Below are 25728 nucleotides of genomic sequence, written 5' to 3' on the forward strand. Positions count from 1 at the left end.
GATAAGCTTGAAGGCCTTTATAGATCAGTTGTCGTTCGAAGGGCGTTCGGACCGCCTCCTAAAAAAGTGAAATGGCCCGGGAGCACCCCGATTTGTGCAGGCGTCTCTGTCTTAATTTCGCCGTCCATATCCACTTCTTCATCCGTCTCCGTTTCAATGGTAATATGCTGTCCCTGACGATAGCTGAGGTCCTGGAATTTCTGATCGACAGAGCGTTCTCTTCCCATGGCCAGCCACTCTCTGAATACAGCAAGGCTGGAATTTTTGACGATCAACACATCCAGCTTCCCGTCCTGCAGGTCGAGCGATGACATCGGAACTTTCCGGGTACCGATGAACTGCCCATTCATAACAAGGATCATCACCGCTTCCCCCTCCAGTTTTTCTCCATCGACAGTCAATGAAAAACGAAAAGGTTCGGATCGGTTCACTGTTTTCAATGCACTGATGAAATAACTGAGCACACCTAGACGGTTTTTCTGGTTTTCATCGATGTTGAACGATGTCTGGGCGACGAGGCCGATGCCCCAGAAGTTGATGAAATACGTATCTTCTGTTTTTCCGGCATCCACCTTTACAGCCTCCCCCTTCATAATGGAAGCAGCTGCCTGATCCAGACGCTGCGGAATATCAAGGACACGGCTGAAATCATTGCATGTTCCGGCGGGAAGCACACCGATCACCGGTCGCTTTTCCAGTTCCGCCATGCTGTTGATGCATTCGTGGATCGTCCCGTCTCCCCCAAGGATTAGGAATACATCGGTTTCCGGACCGTACGTCCTGCAAACGTCACGAAGTTCTTCCAGCGAGGCCGTCTGTATCACACGCAGATCCTTGACCTCTTTACTAACTTCAGGAAGAACCTGTCTGAGTGCAGGTGTGATTTCATTTTCTTCTTTATTTCCGTTATATAGAAGTATCCCGGTTTCAAATCGCGGCATATTATCCCTTCCTTCCTCCTTACATAATTGACGAAAAGCGCACCTTTGAAACGATTTCCTCTATTTTCATTCCACTCCCTCCCAAGCAAATCCTTTCGGCGTCTAAGTAAATAAACAGGACGTTCTCTCTTTGTAAAAACCGTTGGGTTCCTCTTTTGGACAGGGATCATCAAAATGATGACGCTGACTTTTTCCATAGAGGATCTCAGGAGAACATCACCGGAAACTACGCTGTATTTCTCACTATTTATCCATATCATCCATTGTACACCACTTCTTTCCTCCACCTGTCGGCTTGTCTGTCAGAACAAGCCGCACCCATCCACCAAAGCAGAAGGGTTTACGAATAGTCTTCTTTGTTTTATACTATATTTTGTTTAGGGGGCTAAGTAATTATGAAAAAGCAGATGGATGAATCACTGGGATATCAGATTCATATGGTTTCCCATTTTCTAAGAAACGTATATAACGAACGGCTCGGGGAGTATGGATTGACCCATGCACAGGGCAAGGTCATCCACATTTTAGCCAGAGAAGGCGAGCAGCCACAGGTGGAACTCCAGAAGCGGCTGCATATCAAGCCTTCCTCTATGAACGGCGTTGTGGAGTCTCTCCTTAAATATGAAAGAATATCAAAACGGCCGAGTGAAGAGGATAAGCGCACGAAACTGATCACTCTGACAGAAGCCGGCATGGAACTCCACGAAATGATAGTCACAACCATTAAGGAAATTGAAACAGAAGCTTTCGCTGACCTCTCTCAAGAGGAACAGCAGATCATGACATCCTGGTTGAAAAAAACCCAGGAACGCATAAAGTCACAAACAGCAGGGAGAGAAAACGAATGAAAGAACAAAGCCAGCGTTTAGGCACCCAGCCTATACCAAAGCTGTTGGCCAATTTGTCCATTCCAGCGATGATCGGAATGTTCGTTATGGCGCTTTACAACGTCATTGATACATTATTCATCGCACGCGGTGTCGGAATTCTCGGAGTATCAGGTGTGAGCATCGGCTTCCCGGTTATGATGATCATCATGGCCATTGCCGCAGCCGTCGGTATTGGTGGTGCTTCCGTTATTTCACGGAGGCTTGGAGCAGATAAAAAGGACGAAGCTGATCTTGTTTTCGGAAATGTCCTGATCATGATTGTTCTCATAAGCAGTGTCGGCTTCATCGGCGCATTCACCTTTTTAGAGCCGCTCCTTACCATTTTCGGAGCTACAGAGAACATCATGCCGTATGCGAAGGATTATTTATTCCCGATCATGGTCGGTTCGCTGTTCTTCTCCTTCGCCTTTGCGACAAACAACATCATCCGTTCAGAGGGGAATTCCAGGTTTGCCATGATCACGATGATCATTCCTGCGGTTCTGAACATCATTCTTGACCCCATCTTCATCTTCGGACTCGACATGGGCGTACAGGGGGCTTCCATAGCGACGGTCATTTCCCAGGCGACTGTATCGATTGTCGTTCTGAACTATTTCCTTAAAGGAAAATCCTCTCTAACAGTCAGAAGAGCCGCCTTGAAGCTTCAGACGAAGATCATCAAAGAGATCATCACCATCGGTATGCCGGCGTTTATCCGTCAGGTGGCTGGAAGCGCGATGATGATTGCTATCAACTTGATGCTTATCAAGTTCGGCGGCGAATTCGAAGTCGGTGTCTTCGGAATCGTCCAGAAGCTGGCCATGTTCACCATTATGCCGATGATCGGCGTCCTCCAAGGTATGCAGCCTATTATCGGCTACAACTACGGGGCACAGAATTATGAACGTCTAAAGGAAACCGTCAAGCTCGGAATGAAAGTCGTCACCATCATTTCTGGCGGTATTTTCGTTCTCATGATGGCTTTCCCGAATGTATTGATGATGATTTTCACAGGAGATCAGGCGACAATCGAAACCGGGGCTCACGCCATCCGGATTATGTTTGCCTTTGCCGTCCTGATTGGCGCTCAAGTCGTGAGCGGTGGTCTTTACCAGGCTCTCGGCATGGCCAAACCGGCGATGATCCTGTCTATGGCCCGACAGGTGCTGTTCCTGATTCCGCTGGTACTGATCCTCCCGAATTTCTTCGGTGTTACAGGTGTATGGCTTGCCTTCCCGGCGGCCGATCTTCTGGCGTTTATTTTATCCATGATCTTTCTTTACAGAGACCGATCCCTTTTCTTCAAACCGAAACGCGGGGCATCCAATTACGAAACGGCCCCGTCTTGATCAACAGCCCGGCGGCTTGACGCCGGGTTTTTTATTTTTCTGCAGAAGAACCTGAATGAGGACCGCATGGTTCTCCATCTTTTCCCAAAGATTCTCAGCAATGGATAGCAACCCATGACATTTTCCGTTAAAATGATACAGAGAATGCTATTTTTCACTGGTAAAGGATGAAGTGTATGACTTACTCGGTCCACTTGATCAAACTGTTCATCCGCCGTGATGATCATTTGTTCAAGCTGAATGAAGCAGAAAAATTGAAAAACGTCTGGAATCTATTATTCTTTTTACTCGCTCTCACTTTACTCACCTTTGTCTGGACAGCCTGGCTCGGCCTGGGTACCGATGCGATTTCCGCAAATATGACAGAATTGACCCGGACTGATTATGAACTGAGAAAAGCATGGTTCCTGATCGGCAGAGCTGCATACGGGCTGCTGTTTTTTTTATTCCTTTTATTTATCTCTTCGTTTTTTTACTGGTTATTCAATCATGTATCCTACAAAAAGCTGATCATTCTACAAATGAACGTCCTGCTCGTTATGCTTCTTGAGCGTGTAACCTGGGTGCCGTTGATGGTCTATGCAGGAATCGACTGGTATGTATCACCTCTTTCCTTTGGTGTTGCAGCCTCCTACTTCACTTCTCTGGAGTGGGTCATTTATTTTTTCGGTTCCATATCCCTTTTCCAGCTGTTTATCATCTGGTATCAGGTCAAATGCCTTTCCCGGCTATCCAGAACAAAAATCGGCTGGATCTGGACCGGCGTCATTTTCTGGCATTTATTGCTGTGGGCTGGAACCTCCGCCCTTGCCTATTACGATTTGTATCTTCTTTATTTAATAAGGTAGGAAAGCCGCAGGTGGACATATTATGAAGAAAATTAACATTAAAGGAAGAATGACCGGGTTGTTGATCATCGCTTTTATTACGACGAATGCCCTGTTGATTTATTTGGACGAAGACGACAGAGTGGACCGCAAATCCTATCTCCATACATGGTCGCAGGCGGTTACATATGACCTCTTTGAAAGAGTGGAAACCAAAGGCGTCTTCACATCGCAGGAATCTGTCCCGGTTTACTTTGACGGCGCAGATGGTTCCTTCCAGCAGTTTCTCGTAAGCGAGGGGGACAAGGTGCAGGAAGGCGATGACCTTTATACCTATCAGGTGGAAGACTACGCTGCAGAGGAATCCCGTCTCCAAGGAGAAGTGCAGCGTATCCAGGAAGAAATAACAGCCGTCGAGGACTATATGGATAAACTGGAGGCCTATGATATCCCTGATCCCTCATCTACAACAGACCGGTCCACTTCTTCCTTTTTCGGAGAAGACAGGAATCCTGCCGAGGAAGAAAGCTCTTCTTCCCCGGATTCCTCTATAGAAGCGGAGTATCTCAAAGAGGAGGAACTTGCCAGACAGCAGGCCGAACTTTCCAAACAGCAGGGACTGCTTGAAATGGCGCAAGACCAGCTGGACCAGCTCCAGGAAACGGGAGAACAGATTACAGTCACCAGCCAGTTTTCAGGAACCGTAACCGATATCGATGAAGAACTCAACGCTCCCATCCTTACGATGAAGTCTGCCAATCTCGTATTGGAAAGCGAAATCCGGGAAGAAGACCGGACACAGGTGAAAGAAAACTTAACCGTTGATATCTTTGTACCGGAGCTTGAACTGGAAACGACCGGCACGGTAACGCGGGTGGACGAATTCCCGGAACAGACAGACCTTGGCGGGAAGAGCCGGTATCCATTCATCGTGACACTGGAAGAAGCTGATGAACAGCTTCTCCCCGGCTACCATGCGGAGATGCAGGTGATCACAGCGGAAGCGCCGCAAGCCGTCGCTGCCTTGGACGATGCCTTGACAACGGAAGAAAATCTGTACGCCTGGATCATGAATGAAGAGGGCATCCTGGAACGCCGGGAAGTGACAACCGGCATGGAGGAGGACGGACTTGTCCAAGTCGTATCCGGCCTCGAGGACGGGGAGTGGATGGCCGTTGCACCGAAGGACGAATTCCGTAACGCCTCTGTCTTTCTGACCTCTATGCAGGTGAAGGACCTTCCTATCAAAGACCTGATTAAACTGGATCAGTCAACGATGCTCAATTACGGACTTCTCGGACTTTTATCGAGGTAGTCTCACAAAGAAGACGGCCCCCTGAGGCCGTCTTCTGCATGTAGAAAAACCCCCGTGTTTTGTACTGCTTTAAGGAACCGGTCAAGACGCTCTTCCAACCTAAAAAGACAGGCGGCAGATCCTTCCATTACAGCCGGAAGACAGAAGCAGGCATCGGGTCATTATCACACACATTCCAAGCCATATGTATTGCATCTTTTACGTGTCCATGGGACGATAAAAGATAAATAAACCGTTTACTTCAAAGGGGGCCCACAATGAAATTAAGTGTATTGGATCAGTCCCCTGTTTTAGCTGGGACAGACCCACAGGAAGCATTAAGACAAACAACCGAATTAGCAGAATGGACCGACCGGCTTGGGTATCACCGATTCTGGGTATCCGAACACCACAGCACCGGCAGCCTTGCGGGATCTTCACCGGAAATTCTCGCCGCTCACCTGGCTGCTCATACAGACACCATACGAATTGGCAGCGGAGGCGTGCTTCTGCCGCATTACAGTCCGTTTAAAGTAGCTGAATCCTTCCGTGTTCTTGAGACTCTTCATCCGGACCGGATTGATCTGGGGGTCGGCCGGGCACCCGGAGGCCTGCCGAACATCAATCTTGCCTTGAATAAAGGGAACGTTCCGAATGTGGAAGGCTACCCTGCACAGGTTGAAGAACTGATTGCTTACCTGCATGGGCACGACCCGCACGGAATGGGGATACAGGCGACACCGACAGGCGATACTGCACCACCCGTATGGATGCTCGGTTCCAGCGGGACGAGTGCGCGGGTGGCCGGGGAGCTGGGAGCTTCATATTCCTTTGCCCACTTCATTAATGGCCGGGGCGGCACAAGAGCCATGGAGCGTTATTTCAACCATTTCACCCCTTCGCTGCAGCAGACCGAACCGGACGCCAATGTTTCTGTTTTCGTCGTATGTGCAGAAACGGATCAGCGCGCCGAGTATTTAGCATCAAGCCTGGATCTTGCCCTGCTTCAAATTGAAAAGGGCGGAAGACGCACCCACTTCCCTACACCGGAAGAAGCTCTTTCCCACTCCTACACTGTCTTTGAAGAGGAGCGCATCGCGGATAACCGCAAAAGGATGATTGTCGGTTCGATCGAGCGGGTGAAGGAAGAAATTGAGGAACTGGCTTCCCTTTACCAGGTAGATGAAATCATCGTCAATACGATTGTCACTCCATTTGAGGAGCGGCTGAAATCCTACGAACTGCTGGCCGGCGCTTTTGAACTGTCCACGTCCACCACTATGACCTGAGGTCGTAGTGGTTTTTTTTATGCTTTTCTCCACTTCCTATTGATTTCCACTCCGCATATGCCGATGTATATAGTTGTCAGACATCTCTTTCATAGCGAAGGAAATGATGTCAGCGGATTTTATACAGAGGAGTGAAATAGTTGAAGCGTTCGACCTTTTTTATTGTCCTATTTCTGTTTAGTTTTCTTATATCCGGCTGCAGCAGCGGCTCTGCTGAAGGAACGGAGGAGTCTGGAATCAGTGCAGGTCTGCTTGTCACTGAAAGCGGTCTCGGAGATGATTCTTTCAGTGACTCCGCTTTTCAGGGCCTTGAGCAGGCCCGCGATGAGTTGAATATAACGTTTGATTACCGTGAACCTTTTGACCAGAATTATGAAGCTCATGCCCGCGATCTTATTGATCAGGGGCACGATGTCATTATCGGTCTCGGGTATAACTCACAGCCGGCTGTCGATCAGCTGGCCGCCGAATTCCCTGACCAGGATTTCGTTTTGATTGATGCCGTTTCCGACCAGCCCAATGTATCATCCATCACCTTTAAGGAAGATGAAGGAAGCTATCTGATCGGGTTAATTGCCGGTATGAAATCCAAAAGTGGTGTCGTAGGATTCATTGGAGGGGAAAACATTCCTGTCGTAAACCGGTTTGAAGAGGGATTCACAAAAGGAGTTCTGGAAGCCTCTCCCGACGCCGAAATATTGGTCAGCTATGCGGATACCTTTGATGATGACCAAAAAGGCGCTTCTCTTACGGCGGAGATGATCGATCAGAACGCCGATTATATTTTTCCAGCTGCCGGCTTTACAGGCATTGGTGTCCTGAAGGAAGCCGAAAAACAAGACATCTACGCTTTCGGAGTGGATAGTGATCAATTTTACACGGCGGAAGAATCCGTTGTGACGTCCATGCTGAAAAACGTCAATGTCGCTTTATATGGAGTGATGGAACAGTTGTCTGAAGGAGAAAGCCTGGACGGCAGTGCCCGTACACTCGGGCTTGAGGAAAACGGTGTGGGCCTTGCCCCCATCCGCCTTATCGATTTAAACGATCAGGAAGAGAAAACGCTCCAAAAAGCTATGGGGCAGTAAAACGAGGAGGAAAACAAATGAGTATCAGCCGCAGACTATTTGTCATGACTTTGCTGCCTCTGGTGTTGTGTATCATTTTAATCGGTGTGATTGTGTTTCAAATGATTGGATTGCAGCGCTCTACGAATGAAGATATCCAGGTGCTCCTGGATGGTAAGGAACTTCACGGGCAGCTCGTCCGTGTAGAACAAGCCTTGACGACGTATGGATACAACCCTTCCGAAGCTTCCAAACAGGAAGCCTTCACCCAGGTGGAGCAGACGAAGCAACTGTTTCAGGCTGTGGAGCCGCTCATTGTCACCGATACACAGCGGCAGTGGTTTGATCAGGCCCAGGCGAAATTCAACGATTGGGAAGGCCTTGCCACGGAAGCTTTGAATACTGATGACACGAATGAGATTCAGCGGCAGGCCTCAAGGACAGCCGGGTTAATCAATGATGTGTACATGCTTCAGCGGGAATCACAGGCATGGTATGAAAACAAAATGGAGGCACAGCAACAGACGATCGGTCAGTTGATTCTGTTCACTATCATTGCGGCCGTTGTCTTAATTATCGGCACCTTGTACTCCACCTTCCGCCTGACCGCACATATCGCCCGCCCCGTCCGGCAGCTGGCCGCCCAGGCTGCTGATGTGGCCAAAGGGAACTTGACAGTGAACATCGAGGACGATCCAAAGAAAAACGATGAAATCGGCCAACTGACCCAATCCTTCCGTGTCATGGTGGAGAACCTTCAGGAGACGGTTCAGTCCGTAGACGAAATCGGACAGAGCGTCAAAACATTCAGTTCCAGATTGAATCAGGAAATGAACGGCCTTTCGGAAATATCCAGCCAGGTGGCTCATTCAACGGATGAACTGGCCCAGGGGAGCCAGTCGATCTCCAACGACGTTCAGGATGCCGCTGTATTGATGGAGGATCTGGACGGCCGCTTTGCGAAGAACCGTAATGACGGACAGGAATCAAGGGAAATCAGCACACAGGCCCTTCATTCTGTCGAGGAAGGGCAGAACAGTCTGATGAATCAGCGGACATTGATGGACCAAAATACGGCCTCTTTAGCAAAAGTCGAAACATCGGTGCACCAATTCATCCAATACACCGATCAAATTGAATCGACTGTACACCTTGTGAACGATATCGCCAGCCAGACCAACCTGCTTGCCTTGAATGCAGCCATTGAAGCTGCACGTGCGGGAGAGCATGGAAAAGGATTTGCCGTTGTAGCTGAGGAAGTTCGCAAATTAGCCGACCAATCCACCGCTGCGACAGCAGACATCTCCGATATGGTGTCACAAATCCGGAGCGGCGTGGATACGATCCGCCTGGAAATGACGGAAACTGTTCAGGTGACAGAACAGCAGAACACGTCTGTTTCTGCATCAAAAGCCGCCTTTGACCAGATCAGTACGTATGTTCATACAATCGACCAACACCTGGAAGCCCTTGTACAGGGGCTCGATCAGTCCCGTCACCAGAGCACAGATGTTCATGCGGCCTTTGAAAACGTAAGCAGTGTCATCCAGCAGACCGCAGCAGGAACCGAGGAAATCTCAGCTTCTACTGTGGAGCAGCAGTCCGCCTTCCAGCAGCTGCTTTTGGAAAGCGAACAGCTGGAAACGATGATCGGCCAATTGAATGAACAGATCCAGCAGTTCCAATGGCAGAAAGAACCGGAAACGACTCCCCCACCTGCCGATGAGGAAATCATCACCGCTTCAGCTTCCTGAAGCGGTGTTTTTTACCGCCGCTTCGGGCGCCCGGCAGGACGCTCAAGGGAGCGCAGGTCCTCATCTACATTCATGACCTTCTGTTCCACCATCCGTCGGGCATCCTCCACTCCTTTGTTATAAAAGAAAGGCCCCATTTCCTCGGCCATCTGATGAACCCATTGATCGGCCGCCAAATCACCAATGACCTCTCCACGCTCAAGCTCAAACCACTCTTTGATCCGTTCAGCCATGTATTCCTGTTGTTCTTTTTTCAACTTCATAACCATCTCCCCTTTTCCCTCTATCCTATCACACCATCCCTGTGACACAGACCGCTTTATTCGGCTTTTCAGGACGGATATGGATGCAGACATCCCGGAACCCTGCTTGCACCAGCATCGCCTTCATCTGGCCCCCCAGGATATGTGTCGTATCATCTCCCGCCCCCTCTTCGTGAGGACGGAGCGTTAAGGCTATTCTTCCGTTTTGATTCATGTTTGTATACAAATGGGCCAGTATCTCTTCCGGGTCTTCCCAGAAGGTGACATTGTTAACGGCATAGACTTTATCCATCGGACGGTGGAACTGGACCAGGTCTTCAGCCCGTCCGTGAATGACGCCCACCTGCGCAGCATTATTGAAGCTCCGCCATTTATGCAGAACCGTTTCGACCATCACCTCGGATGGATCCAAAGCGTAAAGACGGAGTCCCTGAATACTGGATGCCTGCTCTAACGCTTTTCCTGCTCCACATCCGATTTCAAGAACTTCCTCTCCTTTTTGCAGATCCAGAAACGATAGTGTCCACGCATTCAGCTTTTCATTTTCTTTTTCCATAAAATGTCCGGCAAGCTTCCCCATCCAGCCGGAAGGCCTTGCGAAATGTTGATACAGCATCGGTTCCCTCTCCTTTCTTTCCCGCTTCTTGTACCCGTCTTTAAGAACAGGTATGCCTATTGGTGAAAAGGGTTTAGTTTCCTTCCCGGGCGTTTGTTTGTATGATAGATGACAGAGACTTGTACTTATTTTTTTATAAAATGATCCTAAGGGGGAAAATCATGAAAAAGTGGAGCATTCTTATGCTGCTGTTCACACTATTACTGGCCGCCTGCAGCGGCGGCGGTTCCCAGAAAGAAGCATGGAAGGATATGTCCTGGGAAACCATTGAAGAAGAGGCCGACGGCACGGAGGTGCGTCTCTATATGTGGGGCGGCGATGAAGGGATCAACCGCTACATTGATGAATGGGCGGCTCCCCGCCTGAAAGAAGCACACAACATAACCCTGGAGCGTGTTCCTATGGATGCGGCGGAAATACTCCAAAAACTCCAGACAGAGAAACAAGCCGGGAAACAGGACGGCCCGATCGATGTGATCTGGATCAATGGGGAGAACTTTAAAAATGCGAAAGAAAACGAACTGCTGGCAGGATCGTTTACAGACAAGCTGCCTGCTTTCAATGAATATTACGACACAGAAGATCCAGCTTTCCAGACCGATTTCGGAACATCTGTAGAAGGGATGGAAGCTCCGTGGGGCAAAGTCCAGTTCGTCTTTCACTATGACGCCGACCGGATCAGTGAGCCTCCTTCCTCTTTTGAGGAACTGCAGAACTGGATTCATGACAACCCAGGAATGTTCACTTATCCGAGAGCGGAGGACTTTTCCGGGAATGCTTTCTTACGCCACGTCTTATATGCCCAGGCGGAAGAACCATCAGATATTTATGAGAATCCCTTGAATGAAGCTGATATCCAGCCGGCAGCGGATCGCACATGGGCTTACCTCAAGGATATTCAGCCGGATTTATGGCGTTCCGGAAATCACTATCCGAATGACTTAACAGAGCTGGATCGCTTATATAGTCAGGGAGAAGTCTTGATGACGATGGGCTACAATGAGTCCCGGGCGGAATCCTTGGTCGCTGATGGAGTGTTCCCGGAATCCACCCGTTCGTTTGTCCTGGAGCCAGGTTCTATTGGAAATACACACTTTTTGAGCATCCCCTTCAATAGTTCCAATCCTCCTGGAGCGCTGGCCGCCATTAACTTCCTGCTTTCACCGGAAGCCCAGCTGGCCAAGTTCAAGCCGGATTACTGGGGCGAAAACACTACGATCAGCTTAGATCAACTACCCGAAGATATGAAACAGAAATTTGAAGCGGTGGATAGAGGGGACAGCGTTCTTTCCACAGAAAAGCTGGAGGAAAGCTTCCTTCCTGAATCAGAAGCCGCTTATGTCGAATGGATGAAAGAGCAGTGGTTTGATGAAGTCGTTCAACCTTAAACATTCTCTCCTTTTCCTGCCGGCTGTCCTGTTTATGCTCCTTCCTCTTTACGGGCTTCTGACAGCTGTCTTGAACAGCTTCGGCCGGCACAGAGGATGGACACTGGACTATTACCGGCAGATCTTTGAATCCAACCGGTTTGTTACGTCTCTTGTTTTCAGCCTGCAGACAGCCTTGATCGCCACCCTGTTGTCTATTCTTATCGGGATCGCTTTCACACGCAGTTTTTATCCCATCCTGGAAAAAATGGCACCAAGGGTGAGTGTATGGATACCGATGCTGTTCCCGCACTTTGTCTGGGGCTATATGGTCATTCTCCTTCTTTCGGAAACCGGAGTGGCCGCTCAGCTGTTAACGGCTGCCGGCTGGATAGCTGACCCGCAGCAATTTCCGATACTCACGAGGGACCCTGACGGAATCGGCATCATCGTGACCTATGTATGGAAAGAGGTTCCCCTTGTCATCTTGATGCTGCTGCCAGTGTATGCTTCAATCCGGCCGGAATACTATGCACTCGTCGATACACTTGGAGGGTCCGCTTGGAACAGAATCACTGCGGTTGAACTGCCTCACCTGCTTCCGGTTCTGATGGAAACAAGCCTGATCATTTTCTCTTTCACCTTGTCGGCTTATGAAGTGCCCGCTCTGTTGGGAACCACGTTTCCGGAGATGGTCTCCGTACTCAGCTATGACTGGTTTTACGGAAGCTCCTGGCAGAAACGTCCACTGGCGTTTGCTGCTATGGTCAGCATCAGCCTCGTCCTGCTGGTTCTATCCTTTATCGGATACGGATACTTAAATAAAGCCAGATGGAGAGCTATGAGAGGAAGTCGTTCATGAAGCAGAACTCACGTATATTTTTAGTGCTCACTCTCCTGTTTTTCCTTATACCGCTTCTCGTACTGGTCGCTCAGAGCTTCAGTGCGCCGTGGCGGTTTCAGACAGGCGCTGGACTGGACTGGGAGCTTGGCAGCTATGAACAGCTGCTGCAGAACCCGATGCTCTGGAAAGCCACATTCACGTCGATATGGATCGGCTTTGTCGTCCTGCTCCTGAATGTGCTGCTTGGTGTGTTCACTGGCAAAGCGCTCACCACCGTCCCATTTAAAGGAAAACCCTGGGTGGAGGCTTTACTGCTGTCACCGATTCTTATCCCCGTCCTTGCGATCGCCATGGGTCTTCACATCTTTATGATCCGTGCCGGACTGGCGGATACAGCACTTGGTGTCATCATCATCCACCTTGTACCGACCGTCCCTTACAGCATTAAAGTATTTCACAACAGTTACCAGCAGATTGGACGGGCGATGCTTGAGCAGCCTCACATTCTCGGATCCGGATTTTTCAGGCAGCTGTTTACGGTGGAGCTGCCTCTCTTGAAACCGGCGCTTCGAAGTGTCACTTTTTTAACCATTGTCATCAGTCTGAGCCAGTACGCGATTACAGCTGTGATTGGCGGAGGACGTGTGCTGACGCTGCCTCTCGTATTCTTTCCATTTCTGGAAAATGCGGATGCTTCCGTCATGTCTGCGTTTTCCCTCTGGTTTGCTGTCATACCCGTATGGATGTATATCCTGGTGGAAGCTGCCATCCTTCTGCTTCCCTACTCTCGCCTGCCTTGGAGGAATAAAAGATGAGCCCGACTACATTAGAAGTGAAGCAATTGAAAAAAAGCTTTCAAGAAGACCTGATTCTGAACGGCCTTTCCTTTCAATTAAAGAAAGGGGAAATTCTCAGCGTTGTCGGTCCTTCTGGAAGTGGGAAAACGACGCTGCTCCGCGTCCTTGCCGGCCTCGAAACCCCGACACACGGGTCCCTCTGGATGAACGGAAAGGACATTACAGCTACAAAAGCCAACCGGCGGGATATCAGTCTCGTTTTCCAGCAGCCGCTTCTGTTCCCTCATATGACAGTAGAAGAGAATATTGTCTATGGAGCGAAAGTATCTAAGAAATATAACAAACAGAAAGTAGAAAGACTGCTTGAAGCGATTGGAATGAGCCGGTATAGAAACCATTTCCCTGCGGAAATCTCCGGCGGTCAGCAGCAGCGGACAGCGCTTGCCCGCGCCATGGCGACTGAACCGGAAGTGATTCTTTTTGATGAACCGTTCAGCAGCCTGGATCCATCGCTTAGGCAGGACCTGCGCTACTGGGTCAGAGATTTCCTCGTTGAACAGAAAACGACAGCCTTGTTTGTTACACATGATATGGAAGAAGCTATGATCATGGGAGACCAGATTGCCGTCTTTCAGGACGGAGCGTTTCAGCAGATTGGAGAAGCATCCGTCCTCCATCACCATCCTGCCAATCAAAAAGTCGCTTCCTTCATGGGCGGGCACCTGATCCTGAATGAAAACGAATTTGTCCCACTGGGGGACATACAGCTTTCCCCGGGCCATGGTGACGGCAAGGTACGCACTTTCCAAGGGCGGATGGAGCACCTGACGTACCAGCACGGACATCCTGTCGCTCATATCAACGTTCCCGCCCTGGGCTCCAGAGTGGCGTTACCCGTTCAACAGGTTACAACGGATACAGAAGAAGTCACTCTGCACATCCCGACTTCCCGCATTCAACGATTTGAGGTGAACCAACATGAATAAAAAAACTCTGCTCCGTTCGCTTTTGTTCCTGACGATTTTTATTGCGGCGGCCTGGTTTGCCCGGAGCCGGTTTAACGTCGATCCACAAAACATCCGTGCCTACATCCTGTCGTTCGGCAGTATCGGCCCGCTCATTTTTATGGGACTGTATGCCATCGGTCCCATTGTCGTCTTCCCAACCTCCGTGCTTTCCTTGGCAGCAGCCTTTGCCTATGGCCTGTGGCCGGGTATGCTGTACATCGTCATCGGAGCGACAGGGGCAGGAATCACCGGATGGGTGATGGGGCGCTTCTTCGGGGATTCCGTGTTGAAGTTCCATCAGTCCAAATGGGCTTCTTCCATCTATGAGCGTATGAAAGGACAGGGATTTTTATATGTATTTGTCCTCAGACTCATCCCGCTTGTCGGATTTGATATCCTCAGCTATTTATCAGGGATGACGCGAGTGAAACTGCCACCCTTTATCCTGGCCACGGTCCTCGGCATGCTGCCCGGCACATTCGCCTACAGCCTTGTCGGTACCAGTCTTGCCAGTGGGGACAGGACGTTGATTTTCGCCGCCCTGAGCGTTTTTGCCCTTATTCTTGTAACGACTTACCTTTTCCGGAATAAAGTACGGGCCTGGTTGAAGATTTAATCATAAGAAAAGCCTTTGAACCATCCCTCTTCGGCATACGGTTCAAAGGCTTTTTTATTTGTATTTCGCCATAAATTCACGATCGATCTTATGCTTCAACTGCCATGCTTTGTGATTGTGTGTATGCACAGGTCCGTAAATCAAAAAACCTTTCCGATCTCCAGTCGAAAGAATATACAAAACGTTCTTTTGAGGAACGAAGGTTTCCAGCGGCTGATGATGGAAGAAATTCTTTACGTTTTCCCATAAAACCGGGCCCTGACGAACGGCATAAACGCCGCTTTTCGGGAGATCAGGGTCGGTTTCCAGCGTGACACAATCTCCCGCTCCGAACAAATAGTCATAGTTTTTGAACTGCAGCGTTCGCGACACAAAAGCAAAACCACGATCATCCACATCCAGCCCTGCCCGCGTAAATATGGCATCCCCGACAGCTCCGCCCAGCCAGAGGACACCGGTGTGTCGGATTTTATTTCCTCTGCTGGTCTCAATGCTGGAATCCGTGACGGCTTTCACCTCTTCATCTTCCCACACCCGGACACCTTTTTTCTTCAGGATATGCTTCATCCGCGCCCGGACCCATTTAGGAGTATCCGGCAAAAGAGGTCCTGAAGTAACGAGACGTACCTGCCCCGGTCGCTGGTGCATATTTTTATAAGCCTGTATGGAAAGGGCCAGTTCCGTTCCGGCCGCTCCCCCTCCGACAATCAATGGCTGTGGGGTTTCTCGTAGATCCTTCATACGTTTAGTGAAAAGGTAGTTCGGTTTAATGGACTGAGCGGCCGTATGCTCAACGGACTCCGGCAGGCTGCGTGAGCCGATATCAAAACTGGCGGCATCAAAAGGGTAAACGCTACCATCATGGCAGATGATCTTCTTCTGTTCCGGCCTGATCGTCACAGCTGTCTTCTGAATCAGCTGCACACGGGCTCTTTTCGTGAGTGGACGAAGATCGACTCTCGTGTCTTCTTCTGTGTAGATCCCTTCGGTAAAACCGGAAAACATACCGGAATAATATTGATAGGGGGATGGTGTAATGAGGCACACATCCACATCAGGCAGACCGTGTTCAGTCATCTGCTTGAGCACTTCCAAATGCGCATGACCGGCGCCGACAAGCAGCAATCGTTTGGACATCCTTCCACCTCCTTATAAAAAACGCCCACATGGAACCAGCCATGTGGACGCTCACCCATTATAGGCTTGCCTGTAGGAATTCCTGCACTTCTTCCGGCGTTTTAGCATCCGCACTGTGCAGATGAGCGGTCTTTTGACCGTTTTGGAAAACCAACAGACTAGGAATGCCCATAACTTCATACTTTTCAGCCAGTTCAGGAAGCTGGTCACGGTTCACATCGTACCAGTGGTAACCATTATATTCCTCGATAATCGGACCGATAAACATGTCCATGCGGCGGCAGTCCGGACACCAGTCCGCCTGGAATTTCACGATGACCGGCTGTTCACTGGCAATCGTTTCGTTAAATTGATCCACGCTTTGAATAGATTCCATTCCTATCAATCTCCTTTAAGCAAGCTCTACCCTCATGATAATCAAATCACGCTCATTTGTCTTACTTTCCGCTCACGGATGCTAGTCCTTGTATTCCACACGGCCGAGCAGCCAGGCAGCAAGCAGTCCTGCAAGGAAAGTGACGATACTGACGATGAGAAGTCCTGTCGATTCAGGAACGCCGGGAAAGATGACAAACACGGAACCGATCACCAGCCCGATAATGACAGCAAAGGTTCCAGACGTGTAATTTTCCAGGAAAAACTTCACGATTTTACTCATAGAAACCAAACCAAGCAGAATACCTAATCCGACCACGGCGATGATATCAATGCGGAAATCCGAAATGCCTGAAGTCACGGTTGTGTACACACCGATGATCAGAAGGATGAACGATCCGCTGATGCCGGGAAGAATCATGGCACTGCTGGCAATCCATCCGGAAAAGAACAGCAGCAGGTATCCGAACAGTGTGATTTCCTCCATTGCCGTCGTTTCCGATGTCTGGAAGATGGCCATAGAAGCCACGACAGCAGCACCAATCAACAGCAGAATATAATGCTTCGCTTGAAATTTATTTTTCATGTCTGCTTTATGGGTCAAATAGGGAAGCACCCCGATAATCAATCCAAGAAAGAAAAACTGCGTCGGACCCGGGTAATGTTCAAACAGCCATTCAATGACGCTGGCCAGCAGCGCGATGGATGTGACAATCCCAATACCGAGCGGCAGCAGAAACTTCAAATGTTTTTTCCATTCCTTACTGAAAAATCCGTTGATGGCCTCAATCAAACGATCATAAATCCCCAGAACTACAGCAATGGTGCCTCCACTGACGCCGGGAACGACATCGCTGGCTCCCATGAGAAGACCACGGTAAATATTTCTCCATTCCCACATGTTTCTTTACTCCTTTTTCACAGGCAGATATTTTTTAGTCATTCTTTAAGCTTCCATCATACCTTGTCTTGAAGAAAAATACAAAAAGCAAAAGGCCCGGTTACCCGGACCTTTTTTCATGCATCAGGCAGATGTTTTTTCCTTTTCCTCCTTCCCTTTTTCAAGAGCGGCCTTATCAGCGCGCAGCGCCTTGTAAAGGGAAACAACCATGAGAATCATGATGAAGGAAAACGGGAATGCGGCAGAAATCAGAGCATTTTGGAGCGCCTGCAGTCCTCCGGAATACAACAGCACAGCCGCCATGGAAGACTGCACGATCCCCCATGCGAACTTGACCATCGTCGGCGGGGTGAGCGACCCGTTCGTCGTCTGCATGCCCAAGACGAAGGTTGCAGAGTCTGCAGATGTAATAAAGAACGTTCCAATCAGTGTCATAGCAATAATAGAAAGAATCAAACCTAATGGATAGTTATCAAACATTCCAAACATCGCCTGTTCTGTAGCCAGTCCGGCCAAGTCGGCATCGCCTGACTGCTGCACTTTAATCGCCGAGGAACCGAAGGTGGAGAACCAAAGGAATCCGACAACAGACGGGACCAGAAGGACACCGGACAAGAATTCCCGGATGGTACGCCCTTTGGAAACACGGGCAATAAAGATTCCGACAAACGGAGACCAGGCGATCCACCAGGCCCAGTAGAAGACCGTCCAGTTGTTGATCCATGCACGGTTTTCCTCATTATTTGGAGCCAGACGGAAACTCATCGTCGGCAGATTCTGCAAGTACGCCCCAATCGTATCCGTAAACATGTTCATTATGAAGAGCGTCGGCCCGACAATCAGCATAATGACAAGAAGAGCCAGCGCAAGGAACATGTTCGTATTACTTAAGTATTTAATCCCTTTGCTCAATCCTGTATAGGCTGACATCATGAACAGAACGGTAACAATCCCGATAATGATCAGCTGCACTCCAAAGGAATCCTCAATAGAAGTCAGGTAGGTCAGACCCCCATTAATCTGTGCGGCACCGAAACCAAGTGTTGTCGCTACACCCACAATCGTGGCGAAAACGGCAATGATGTCGACCAGCTTGCCGAGCGGTCCATTCATTTTATCTCCGAATATCGGCTCGAGTGTGGAGCTGATCAAAGCGGGAGCTCCGCGTCTGAATTTAAAATACGCAAGGACGAGGGCAACGATCGCGTAAATGCCCCACGCATGCACGCCCCAGTGGAAATAGACAAAGCGCATGGATTCATTCAACGCCGCTGCTGTACCGGTCTCCGCTGTGGGCGCATTATTTGCGTAGAAAAAAATCGGTTCCGCAGCCCCCCAGAAAACAAGACCGATCCCCATGCCTGCACTGAAAAGCATGGCAAACCAAGTGGCATAATTATAATCCGGGGTATCGCTTTCCTTCCCGAGCTTCATTTTACCGTACGGGCTGAATATCATATAAAGACAAAAAACGACGAAGCCTGTAACGATTAATAAATAATACCACCCAAAGTGAACAGAGATGTAAGACTGGATTTTACCTGTAATGGACTCCAGACTTCCCGGGGCCCATGCCCCCCAGATGACGGAAAATAATGCGATAGCCAGTGTAACCCAGAATACCGAGGTAACTTTTTGCATGATTTGCTCCTTTCTTCCTAAATAATGGTCATAGAGGATATGAAATGCGGGGAAAAAGTTGGGTCCTGCATAATTATCGAATACCCAAACCTAGAAAAATTAAACAATTGTCGTCATTTCCTGCATAAAAAAACAGCCCTTAAGATGGATAAGGACTCCTCGGATCAAAGTGTACCAAATTTTCCCGTAAACTCAAAAAAACGTCAAAAGCCGACAGATCCATACTGTCCAGGTCATCCTTCAAAGTTGGATTATTGAAGAACTATGCACATGTGAGCCCTTATGACTACCCTTATTTTTCCATAAATCATCTGCTACAATGAACAAAAATAAGGAGGTGGATGATGTTAAAAGGACAGTTAGTCGAACTGCGTCCAGTCGGAAGACATGACTTGGACCATTTATACAGATGGGCGAACGACGAACAGCTGGCCGATCTGGGTCACGGCAGCTCTTCCGCCTATCAAAACAACAACCCGAAGGAAGATATCGAAGCGTTTTACGAAAAAAACCTGACCCATCAGGCGTTATGGGAAAAAGGCCGTGTCTTTATTGTGTACACTATCGGCACAAACGTTCCGATTGGAAAATGCGATTACAGAGCACTAAACCCTGTCACGCGTGCAGCGGAAGTCGGTATCAGCATCGGAGAACGTGCCTACTGGGGGCAGGGCTATGGACAGGATGTCTTATCCACCCTTTTAAAACACCTGTTCTATACGTTGAACCTTGAGCGTGTGCAGATGGATACGTGGAGCGGCAACACCCAGGCCCTGCGTCTTTATGAGAAAGCAGGCTTTGTCGAAGAAGGACGTTTGAGGAAGAATGAGTTCGTCCAGGGCTCTTATTATGATACGGTCCTTCTCGGTATGCTTAGAAATGAATTTGAAGCATAAAGAGAGACAAAGGTTTCTCAAGGAAAATGTAGGGAATTATATACACAACACTCCAGAACCCACCCCTTTTTTTCTCACGTCATTCTTATGAAAGGAGACGACGATGAAAGATCACCTGAAAAACCCTGTATTCCTCATTTCCGCTTCTGTGATTCTCGTACTTGTCGTAATTGGAGCGGTCAACCCGGAAGGTTTTGGTGCTGTAGCCGGAACCTTATTCGAATTCACCACCATCAATTTCGGCTGGTTTTACTTAATTTCTGTGTTCGGCTTCGTCATTTTCCTTGTTGGACTTGGCTTAAGCAAATACGGAAAAATTAAAATCGGCCCGCCGGATTCCAAGCCGGAATTCCCGTTCTTCACTTGGATCGGCATGCTTTTTTCCGCCGGTTTCGGTGTGGGCCTCGTTTTCTGGGGCGTTGCTGAACCGATGAGCCATTTCTTTGAAACACCGTTTTCTGAAATGGAAGCTCAGACAGAGGAAGCGGCGCGTGTCGCAATGGGCTACTCCTTCTTTCACTGGGGGGTTAACCAATGGTCCGTATTTACTATCGTCGGCCTGCTGATTGCTTTCCTGCAGTTCCGTAAAGAAAAAGACGGTTTGGTATCTACAGCCCTTGAACCAGTTCTCGGGAAGTCAAAGCCTGTCAAATACACCATCGACTCCCTTGCCGTGATTGCTACAGTCATGGGCATCGCCACTTCCCTCGGACTCGGCATCCTGCAGATGAATGGAGGATTGAATGCCGTCTTCGGTGTACCTAATAACACCACGATACAGCTTGTCATCACAGGCGTGCTTTTAATTTTATACTTAACTTCCTCCAGTACAGGGCTTGATAAAGGAATCAAGTGGCTCAGTAATTTGAATCTCGGCCTCTGTCTACTGCTGCTTTTGTTCGTTTTCATTGCCGGTCCTACAGTTTTCATCTTAAACAGCTTCACCCTTGGACTGGGAGATTATATTACGAACTTTGTGACCTACAGCCTTCGTCTCACCCCTTATGAGGGAGGAACATGGCTGAGAGAGTGGACGATCTTCTACTGGGCTTGGGTCATTGCCTGGTCCCCCTTCGTAGGTGCCTTTGTGGCCCGTGTTTCGCGGGGGAGAACGATCCGCGAATTCATCTTCGGTGTTCTCGTTGTCCCTCCACTTATTGCCTGCTTATGGATTGCAACATTCGGAGGAACAGCTTTGAACAGCGATCTGAATAATGGAACACAAATTGCGCAGGCCGTCAGCAATGACGTCACCGTAGCTCTTTTTGAAACCTATGAGTTTCTTCCGCTGACCGGAATCCTGTCGCTGCTGTCCATTTTCCTGATTGCTACGTTTCTAATAACATCTGCAGACTCAGCAACCTACATCCTTGCCAGTATGACGACGAACGGCAGTCTCACTCCTGCCCTTTTCATTAAGATTGTCTGGGGAGTACTGATGGCGGCCATCGCCGGTGTTCTATTGGTAGCTGGAGGTCTCGATGCGCTGCAGACAGCCTCTCTCGTATCGGCCCTGCCGTTCACGGTGATTATTATTCTCTTTATCTACGCCTTCCTGAAGATCATACGAAAGGAACCGCTCCCGCAGCGGAAGTATGATTCCAGCGAAGACAACAGTCATAAAAAGAATGCATAGATCAAAAAAACAGCTGTCCTGCAAAGGACAGCTGTTTTTCTTATTCAACCGATTCCTGGATCACCGGGATCATACATCACTTCTGTGTTTCCAGCTCTGCTGTCCTGAATTTCACTCATAAAGGCGGACGATGATAAAAAAAGAGAAAACATGAGAACGAAACCAACCACTGACGTTTGAAATGCTTTTTTCATTTTCAAAGCCTCCTAACAGGTTTTTAAACGTTTCATATATTCCAACGGAACACGGGCGAAAAAGTGATCGCCCCTTTCTTTAATAAAGCGCGTATAGGAACGGTAAAGCATGTCCATATCCTGGTTGACGTAACCGAGGTAGCTTTCCTGAAAAGGTGTAGGGGTTGGAAGGGATTCCAATGCCTGACGCGCTTTTTCAAAGCGGCCGTCCGCCAGATCCAGATGAGCCTGTTCCACGACATCCGTCGTAGATACGCCGGCTGTACGGTGATGAAAGGCGGAAATGAACGGGATGGTATGAACACGGATCATATCCGCAAAAGAAGATAATTCGTACTGATCAGCAATCGCCAGCGCTTTCGTCAGCGGATCCATAGCTGAATCATAGCCGTTGAACAGCTGACAAAGGGCAAGAATGAAATACATACGGCTTTTCCGACGCGGCGAAAGCTCCGTATTGATCATTTTGTAGGCGTGCCGGCTGGCTAGAATCGGGTTGTCTGTTTTCCAATAATGATGAAATAAAAGCTCCTGGTACCGCTGATTGAGATAGTAGTACATCAATGGCTCATCCACGTTGGCCAACGCACGGTCACAATCGTCAATGTATTTATCCAGGGCTGTAAAAACTTTCAGGTCATAATAAGCATAAATCATGAGAAAGAGATGAAGGCAGTGCAGGGAAGGATGACTGCATTGATACTGCTGCAGCAGGGTCAACTGCTCCTTTGACACGGGGGTTCTCACGCGTTGGAGCAGAAGGTTGTAAAGCGGAAGGACTTCCTGATGTATGTAAGGAGAATGGAGCACGACAGCTAAGTCCTCGAAGAAATCATTCATATAAAAGAATTCAAGGCAGGCCAGCTGATCATCGATGTGAGTCGGAAAATCCCCAAGAATAACATCCCTTGTACGAAGCAGCGCTTCTTTTTGAGAGTGGATTTTAAGATTTTCCAGGTAAGTCATGTACAACGAGGATGTATGCCGCATATGCAGGCTGGCCAACGGTCTCGGCTCTATTAATTGGTGATCCTTCATCAGTCCAAGGACTCCTCTCCTATATCTATTACCATTTTATTGAAAATTCTACCATTTGTCTATATAAAGTTGAAGCACTGTTCAATCTTTAATCACCGATGAGGCAGATTAAAAGATGGTTGAGGTAAGGAACCAGACGTTCCATAGAACAAGACTGTAGACAATCATTTTCTCACTGGGCGATCCAGTACGGAATGTAATGAGGAACTGCTGGTGCTTTTTCGAGAACGGATAAAAAAGCGGGATGCCTTTTTTCGTCAAGTAATCACCGAACAAATGAGAAATGACTCCGACCACCAGCCCGGCAGCAAGAACACGTGGAACTTGGAAGGCTTGTTCAAGAATCGCACTGTAAACAATTAACAGGCCTACAAACAACAAGGAGTGAGTCATTTTTCTGTGCCCCCGGATCATAATAAGAACCGGAAGCAGCATCATAACAAATATCTTCAGTTCATCCCGGTATGTATTCAAATAAGATGGGAAAAACAAATAACACAAAAATGCGAGCGTAAAGATGGTCAGTAAGCCGCGCCAGAATTTCTGTCCGAATGTAGAGGTCGGTGTATCAATATCCGGCAGCAGCGAACCGATTAAAACAAACACTAAAAATAAGACCATTTGAAACGGCCGCTCGGAAACAACTTCAAAAGCAGGAATCAACGTCAGCGCGCCTACCCCGAAGGTGAAGCCGACAACCTGGTGTCCTGGTGCCATCATGGAGTATGCCGCTCCCCTTTCTTCTTTTTCAAGCTAAAAAAATAAACCCACACTAAAGTGGGCTTTCGGTTAACAGTCTTTCTCAGGAAGACCGGTCATTTGAAACTTCGGCCCTTCCATCGTCTGTTTTCCTTCTATAGTCAACGGTTCAATTAAATGAGCAATTCTCTGGTCAACAGCGACAGGAATCGAATTGATATAATGCAGTTCGTCATCGGCTTCAGGTTCGCCGAGTGTCATACCGATATCAGGCTCTCCGCATCCATATCCGGCAAAAAACAGCCGGAGGCCCGGTGCCTCTTCCTCTTCTAATATCTGCTGCAGTAAGTCACGCGCTTCATCGGTGATTTGCACAGCTCTTCACCCCTTCCATTATAAAATACCACACGCCTGATGGAAATAGAAATCATCCGCCTAAACACCCATAAAAAAAATCCCGGGGAAAGTCCCGGGATTTTTCCTTCTTATCAATTATACCGCCTGAGCATTGATCTCTACATCAATGTTGCCGCGTGTAGCTTTGGAATAAGGGCATACTTTATGAGCTTCTTCTGCAAGCTCTTCTGCTTCTTCCTGGGATACACCTTTAATTTTCACATTAAGGACAACACCGACTTTAAAGCCATTGTCTGCTTCATCTTTCATGAGGCTTACATCAGCAGTGATTTCAGAATCGATATCCTTCTTCTGATTGCTTGCCACAAGGTTCAGAGCACCATCATAGCAGGCAGAATATCCTGCAGCAAACAGCTGTTCAGGGTTTGAACCTTTTTCTGAACCTTCACCCGGCATAGTCAGGTTCAGATCAATAAGACCGTCATCAGATTTTACGTGTCCATTACGTCCACCTTGGGCTGTTGCGTGCGCTGTAAACATAACTTTACTCATCATTATCACTCCTTGGCTAGTATAGAGACTCCATCCATTACATACCTCATCTTCCCTAATGGTAAACCTTTCTATTCCTTGTACACCCGAAATTCCTCCTGCAGCGATTCCGGTGCCATTTTCACCATCCACTGAAGAATGTACGTGAACACAGCCAGATCATCGACAATCCCAAAGAAGATGAGCACATCCGGAATCAAGTCCCACGGAAATGCAAGGTAGGCTGTAAGAAGAAGAACGGACAACCATTTCTTTTTCATACTTACCTGCCTGGACTGAAAAAAGCGTACGATAAACGGCACAGACTTCCGCACATTAAAAAGAAACTTGATTCTTCTCCAGAAACGTATCATTCCTCATCCCTCCCCTTCTATTCATTCCCTGTTTGAGCGCTGTTACAGCCACTGCTTTCCATTGCTTTCACTGTGCGTATACTTTACCATAAAAAGGAGAACAACCCGGGATTACAGAGAGAGAATAGCCCAGACAACATCATTGGCATATACTATAAACAAAGACCAAAAGGGGAGAAGGATGTCATGAAGATCTTGCTGCTCAACGGAACAATTGTCGGAAAAAAAACACGGACACTGCTAAATGAAATAGATAAATACATTCAACTGCTGCCAGATGATCACGAAACGAAAATCATCGACCTGGAAAATTACGAACTTCAATTCGTCGACGGGCGTCCGGCCGAGGAATACAATCAGGATATGCAGCGCCTGATACAGGAAATTGAGGAGGCCGACGCCTACGTGATCGCAACCCCTATTTTCCAGGGCTCCATTCCAGGAACGTTAAAAAACGTATTTGATGCCGTATCACCACTGGCTATGCGCTACAAACCCGTCACCATCATCGCCAACGGAGGGACGCTTCAGCACCACCTGGTTATCGAAAATCAACTGAAACCAATCCTGAATTACTTCCGCTGCATGGTCACACCGAACTACGTCTATACCCATACCAATCATTTCTCCACCGACGGCGAGCTCATCGACGAAGACGTCCGCAGCCGCCTCAAAGAAATGACCATCGTCTTCAACCAATACCTGCAAATGAGCCGCCATTTAGAACCCGATAAGTAATCAAGAAATGCGGAGGCGCCCTGATCAGACCCGACAAGCTTAAGCAGATCTTTTTCCGGCGGGTTGTGCCGGTAAAAAGATCTGCTTAAGACCTCGAGGGGCTGGGCGCTGGAGCTGGACATGATCAGGGTGTGGAGAGGAGCGGGGAGGCCTGACACGTATAAGCCGGGCATTGCAGTGAAGGGAACTTTCTTCACGGAAATGAACGGCTTATATCGCGAAGGACTGCTCCTCGGAACCGGATTACAAAAAAGAAATGCGGAGGCGTCCTGATCAGCCCCGACAAGCTTAAGCAGATCTTTTTCCGG

The 25728-nt window shown here is 48.5% G+C and carries 28 protein-coding genes; 15 read left to right on the forward strand and 13 right to left on the reverse strand.

The features are described 5' to 3' along the window. Positions 1-17 precede the first annotated feature (17 nt). Entirely contained in the window at positions 18-941 is a 924-nt protein-coding gene (locus QMA39_RS16800) for a YegS/Rv2252/BmrU family lipid kinase (protein ID WP_281659376.1), read from the reverse strand. A gap of 395 nt (positions 942-1336) precedes the next feature. Between QMA39_RS16800 and QMA39_RS16805 the strand changes: the two genes are divergently transcribed. The 7 genes from QMA39_RS16805 to QMA39_RS16835 all read left to right on the forward strand — a co-directional run bounded on the left by QMA39_RS16805 (position 1337) and on the right by QMA39_RS16835 (position 9393). Next, entirely contained in the window at positions 1337-1789 is a 453-nt protein-coding gene (locus QMA39_RS16805; RefSeq protein WP_035532851.1) for a MarR family transcriptional regulator, read from the forward strand. Then, complete coding sequence (locus QMA39_RS16810) at positions 1786-3162, forward strand: MATE family efflux transporter (protein ID WP_027956806.1); 1377 nt, start codon at positions 1786-1788, stop codon at positions 3160-3162. The genes QMA39_RS16805 and QMA39_RS16810 overlap by 4 nt, the downstream gene beginning before the upstream one ends. Positions 3163-3338: 176 nt before the next feature. Continuing rightward, positions 3339-4010 carry a hypothetical protein gene (locus QMA39_RS16815; protein WP_027956807.1) on the forward strand — a complete coding sequence of 224 codons (672 nt, stop codon included), beginning with the start codon at positions 3339-3341 and terminating at the stop codon, positions 4008-4010. Between the two features lie 22 nt (positions 4011-4032). Next, entirely contained in the window at positions 4033-5304 is a 1272-nt protein-coding gene (locus QMA39_RS16820) for an efflux RND transporter periplasmic adaptor subunit (RefSeq protein ID WP_281659377.1), read from the forward strand. Between the two features lie 257 nt (positions 5305-5561). Beyond that, positions 5562-6572 carry an LLM class flavin-dependent oxidoreductase gene (locus tag QMA39_RS16825; RefSeq protein WP_027956809.1) on the forward strand — a complete coding sequence of 337 codons (1011 nt, stop codon included), beginning with the start codon at positions 5562-5564 and terminating at the stop codon, positions 6570-6572. A 140-nt stretch (positions 6573-6712) separates the two neighbouring features. Then, complete coding sequence (locus QMA39_RS16830; protein WP_281659378.1) at positions 6713-7660, forward strand: BMP family ABC transporter substrate-binding protein; 948 nt, start codon at positions 6713-6715, stop codon at positions 7658-7660. Between the two features lie 17 nt (positions 7661-7677). Then, complete coding sequence (locus tag QMA39_RS16835) at positions 7678-9393, forward strand: methyl-accepting chemotaxis protein (RefSeq protein ID WP_281659379.1); 1716 nt, start codon at positions 7678-7680, stop codon at positions 9391-9393. Between the two features lie 11 nt (positions 9394-9404). On the opposite strand, the gene QMA39_RS16840 is transcribed toward QMA39_RS16835, so the two are convergent. Together QMA39_RS16840 and QMA39_RS16845 are read right to left on the reverse strand one after the other, a co-directional pair. After that, positions 9405-9656, reverse strand: a complete 252-nt coding sequence (locus QMA39_RS16840) for a DUF2164 domain-containing protein (RefSeq protein ID WP_244877785.1) — start codon at positions 9654-9656, stop codon at positions 9405-9407. A 28-nt stretch (positions 9657-9684) separates the two neighbouring features. After that, positions 9685-10272 (reverse strand): methyltransferase domain-containing protein, encoded by a 588-nt coding sequence (locus tag QMA39_RS16845; protein WP_027956812.1) that lies wholly within the window; start codon positions 10270-10272, stop codon positions 9685-9687. Positions 10273-10433: 161 nt separating this feature from the next. Between QMA39_RS16845 and QMA39_RS16850 the strand changes: the two genes are divergently transcribed. From QMA39_RS16850 to QMA39_RS16870, 5 genes are read left to right on the forward strand one after another with little or no spacing between them, the layout of a single operon-like run. After that, positions 10434-11660, forward strand: a complete 1227-nt coding sequence (locus QMA39_RS16850) for an ABC transporter substrate-binding protein (RefSeq protein WP_027956813.1) — start codon at positions 10434-10436, stop codon at positions 11658-11660. Then, a complete protein-coding gene (locus QMA39_RS16855; RefSeq protein ID WP_281659380.1) occupies positions 11641-12501 on the forward strand; it encodes an ABC transporter permease subunit in 861 nt (286 codons plus the stop codon). Before QMA39_RS16850 ends, QMA39_RS16855 begins: the two co-directional genes overlap by 20 nt. Further along, positions 12498-13298 (forward strand): ABC transporter permease subunit, encoded by an 801-nt coding sequence (locus tag QMA39_RS16860; RefSeq protein WP_281659381.1) that lies wholly within the window; start codon positions 12498-12500, stop codon positions 13296-13298. The genes QMA39_RS16855 and QMA39_RS16860 overlap by 4 nt, the downstream gene beginning before the upstream one ends. Next, complete coding sequence (locus QMA39_RS16865) at positions 13295-14266, forward strand: ABC transporter ATP-binding protein (RefSeq protein ID WP_281659382.1); 972 nt, start codon at positions 13295-13297, stop codon at positions 14264-14266. The genes QMA39_RS16860 and QMA39_RS16865 overlap by 4 nt, the downstream gene beginning before the upstream one ends. Further along, positions 14259-14903 carry a VTT domain-containing protein gene (locus tag QMA39_RS16870; protein ID WP_027956817.1) on the forward strand — a complete coding sequence of 215 codons (645 nt, stop codon included), beginning with the start codon at positions 14259-14261 and terminating at the stop codon, positions 14901-14903. The genes QMA39_RS16865 and QMA39_RS16870 overlap by 8 nt, the downstream gene beginning before the upstream one ends. A 54-nt stretch (positions 14904-14957) precedes the next feature. Here QMA39_RS16870 and QMA39_RS16875 read toward each other — a convergent pair whose 3' ends face one another. The 4 genes from QMA39_RS16875 to QMA39_RS16890 all read right to left on the reverse strand — a co-directional run bounded on the left by QMA39_RS16875 (position 14958) and on the right by QMA39_RS16890 (position 18957). After that, the gene (locus QMA39_RS16875) at positions 14958-16040 is read right to left on the reverse strand and encodes an FAD-dependent oxidoreductase (RefSeq protein ID WP_281659383.1); all 1083 of its coding nucleotides are present in this window, start codon (positions 16038-16040) and stop codon (positions 14958-14960) included. Between the two features lie 58 nt (positions 16041-16098). After that, on the reverse strand, positions 16099-16416 hold the full coding sequence (locus tag QMA39_RS16880; RefSeq protein ID WP_027956819.1) for a thioredoxin family protein: 318 nt from the start codon (positions 16414-16416) through the stop codon (positions 16099-16101). A gap of 81 nt (positions 16417-16497) precedes the next feature. Further along, positions 16498-17316 carry a DUF368 domain-containing protein gene (locus tag QMA39_RS16885; RefSeq protein ID WP_281659384.1) on the reverse strand — a complete coding sequence of 273 codons (819 nt, stop codon included), beginning with the start codon at positions 17314-17316 and terminating at the stop codon, positions 16498-16500. Positions 17317-17439: 123 nt separating this feature from the next. Next, positions 17440-18957: a BCCT family transporter gene (locus QMA39_RS16890; RefSeq protein ID WP_281659385.1), complete on the reverse strand. Its 1518-nt coding sequence runs from the start codon at positions 18955-18957 to the stop codon at positions 17440-17442. 344 nt (positions 18958-19301) lie between these two features. Here QMA39_RS16890 and QMA39_RS16895 point away from each other — a divergent pair, with 344 nt between their 5' ends. Beyond that, positions 19302-19853, forward strand: a complete 552-nt coding sequence (locus QMA39_RS16895; RefSeq protein ID WP_027956822.1) for a GNAT family protein — start codon at positions 19302-19304, stop codon at positions 19851-19853. Positions 19854-19956: 103 nt separating this feature from the next. After that, positions 19957-21489 carry a BCCT family transporter gene (locus QMA39_RS16900; RefSeq protein ID WP_035532856.1) on the forward strand — a complete coding sequence of 511 codons (1533 nt, stop codon included), beginning with the start codon at positions 19957-19959 and terminating at the stop codon, positions 21487-21489. A 44-nt stretch (positions 21490-21533) separates the two neighbouring features. Here the strand turns inward: QMA39_RS16900 and QMA39_RS16905 are convergent, their stop codons facing one another. The 6 genes from QMA39_RS16905 to QMA39_RS16930 all read right to left on the reverse strand — a co-directional run bounded on the left by QMA39_RS16905 (position 21534) and on the right by QMA39_RS16930 (position 24682). Further along, on the reverse strand, positions 21534-21683 hold the full coding sequence (locus QMA39_RS16905; protein ID WP_206935743.1) for a hypothetical protein: 150 nt from the start codon (positions 21681-21683) through the stop codon (positions 21534-21536). Positions 21684-21695: 12 nt separating this feature from the next. Beyond that, a complete protein-coding gene (locus tag QMA39_RS16910) occupies positions 21696-22721 on the reverse strand; it encodes an AimR family lysis-lysogeny pheromone receptor (protein WP_027956823.1) in 1026 nt (341 codons plus the stop codon). 108 nt (positions 22722-22829) lie between these two features. Then, a complete protein-coding gene (locus QMA39_RS16915; protein ID WP_027956824.1) occupies positions 22830-23441 on the reverse strand; it encodes a metal-dependent hydrolase in 612 nt (203 codons plus the stop codon). A gap of 69 nt (positions 23442-23510) precedes the next feature. Then, on the reverse strand, positions 23511-23795 hold the full coding sequence (locus tag QMA39_RS16920; protein WP_027956825.1) for a hypothetical protein: 285 nt from the start codon (positions 23793-23795) through the stop codon (positions 23511-23513). Between the two features lie 117 nt (positions 23796-23912). Next, positions 23913-24329: an organic hydroperoxide resistance protein gene (locus QMA39_RS16925; protein WP_027956826.1), complete on the reverse strand. Its 417-nt coding sequence runs from the start codon at positions 24327-24329 to the stop codon at positions 23913-23915. Between the two features lie 71 nt (positions 24330-24400). After that, positions 24401-24682, reverse strand: a complete 282-nt coding sequence (locus tag QMA39_RS16930) for a DUF1232 domain-containing protein (RefSeq protein WP_027956827.1) — start codon at positions 24680-24682, stop codon at positions 24401-24403. A gap of 186 nt (positions 24683-24868) precedes the next feature. Between QMA39_RS16930 and QMA39_RS16935 the strand changes: the two genes are divergently transcribed. Further along, positions 24869-25420 carry an NADPH-dependent FMN reductase gene (locus tag QMA39_RS16935; RefSeq protein WP_027956828.1) on the forward strand — a complete coding sequence of 184 codons (552 nt, stop codon included), beginning with the start codon at positions 24869-24871 and terminating at the stop codon, positions 25418-25420. Positions 25421-25728: the final 308 nt, after the last annotated feature.

Origin of the sequence: Halobacillus sp. Cin3 (assembly GCF_947311855.1) — a bacterium.
In the GTDB taxonomy this organism is placed as follows: Bacteria; Bacillota; Bacilli; order Bacillales; family Halobacillaceae; genus Halobacillus; species Halobacillus kuroshimensis.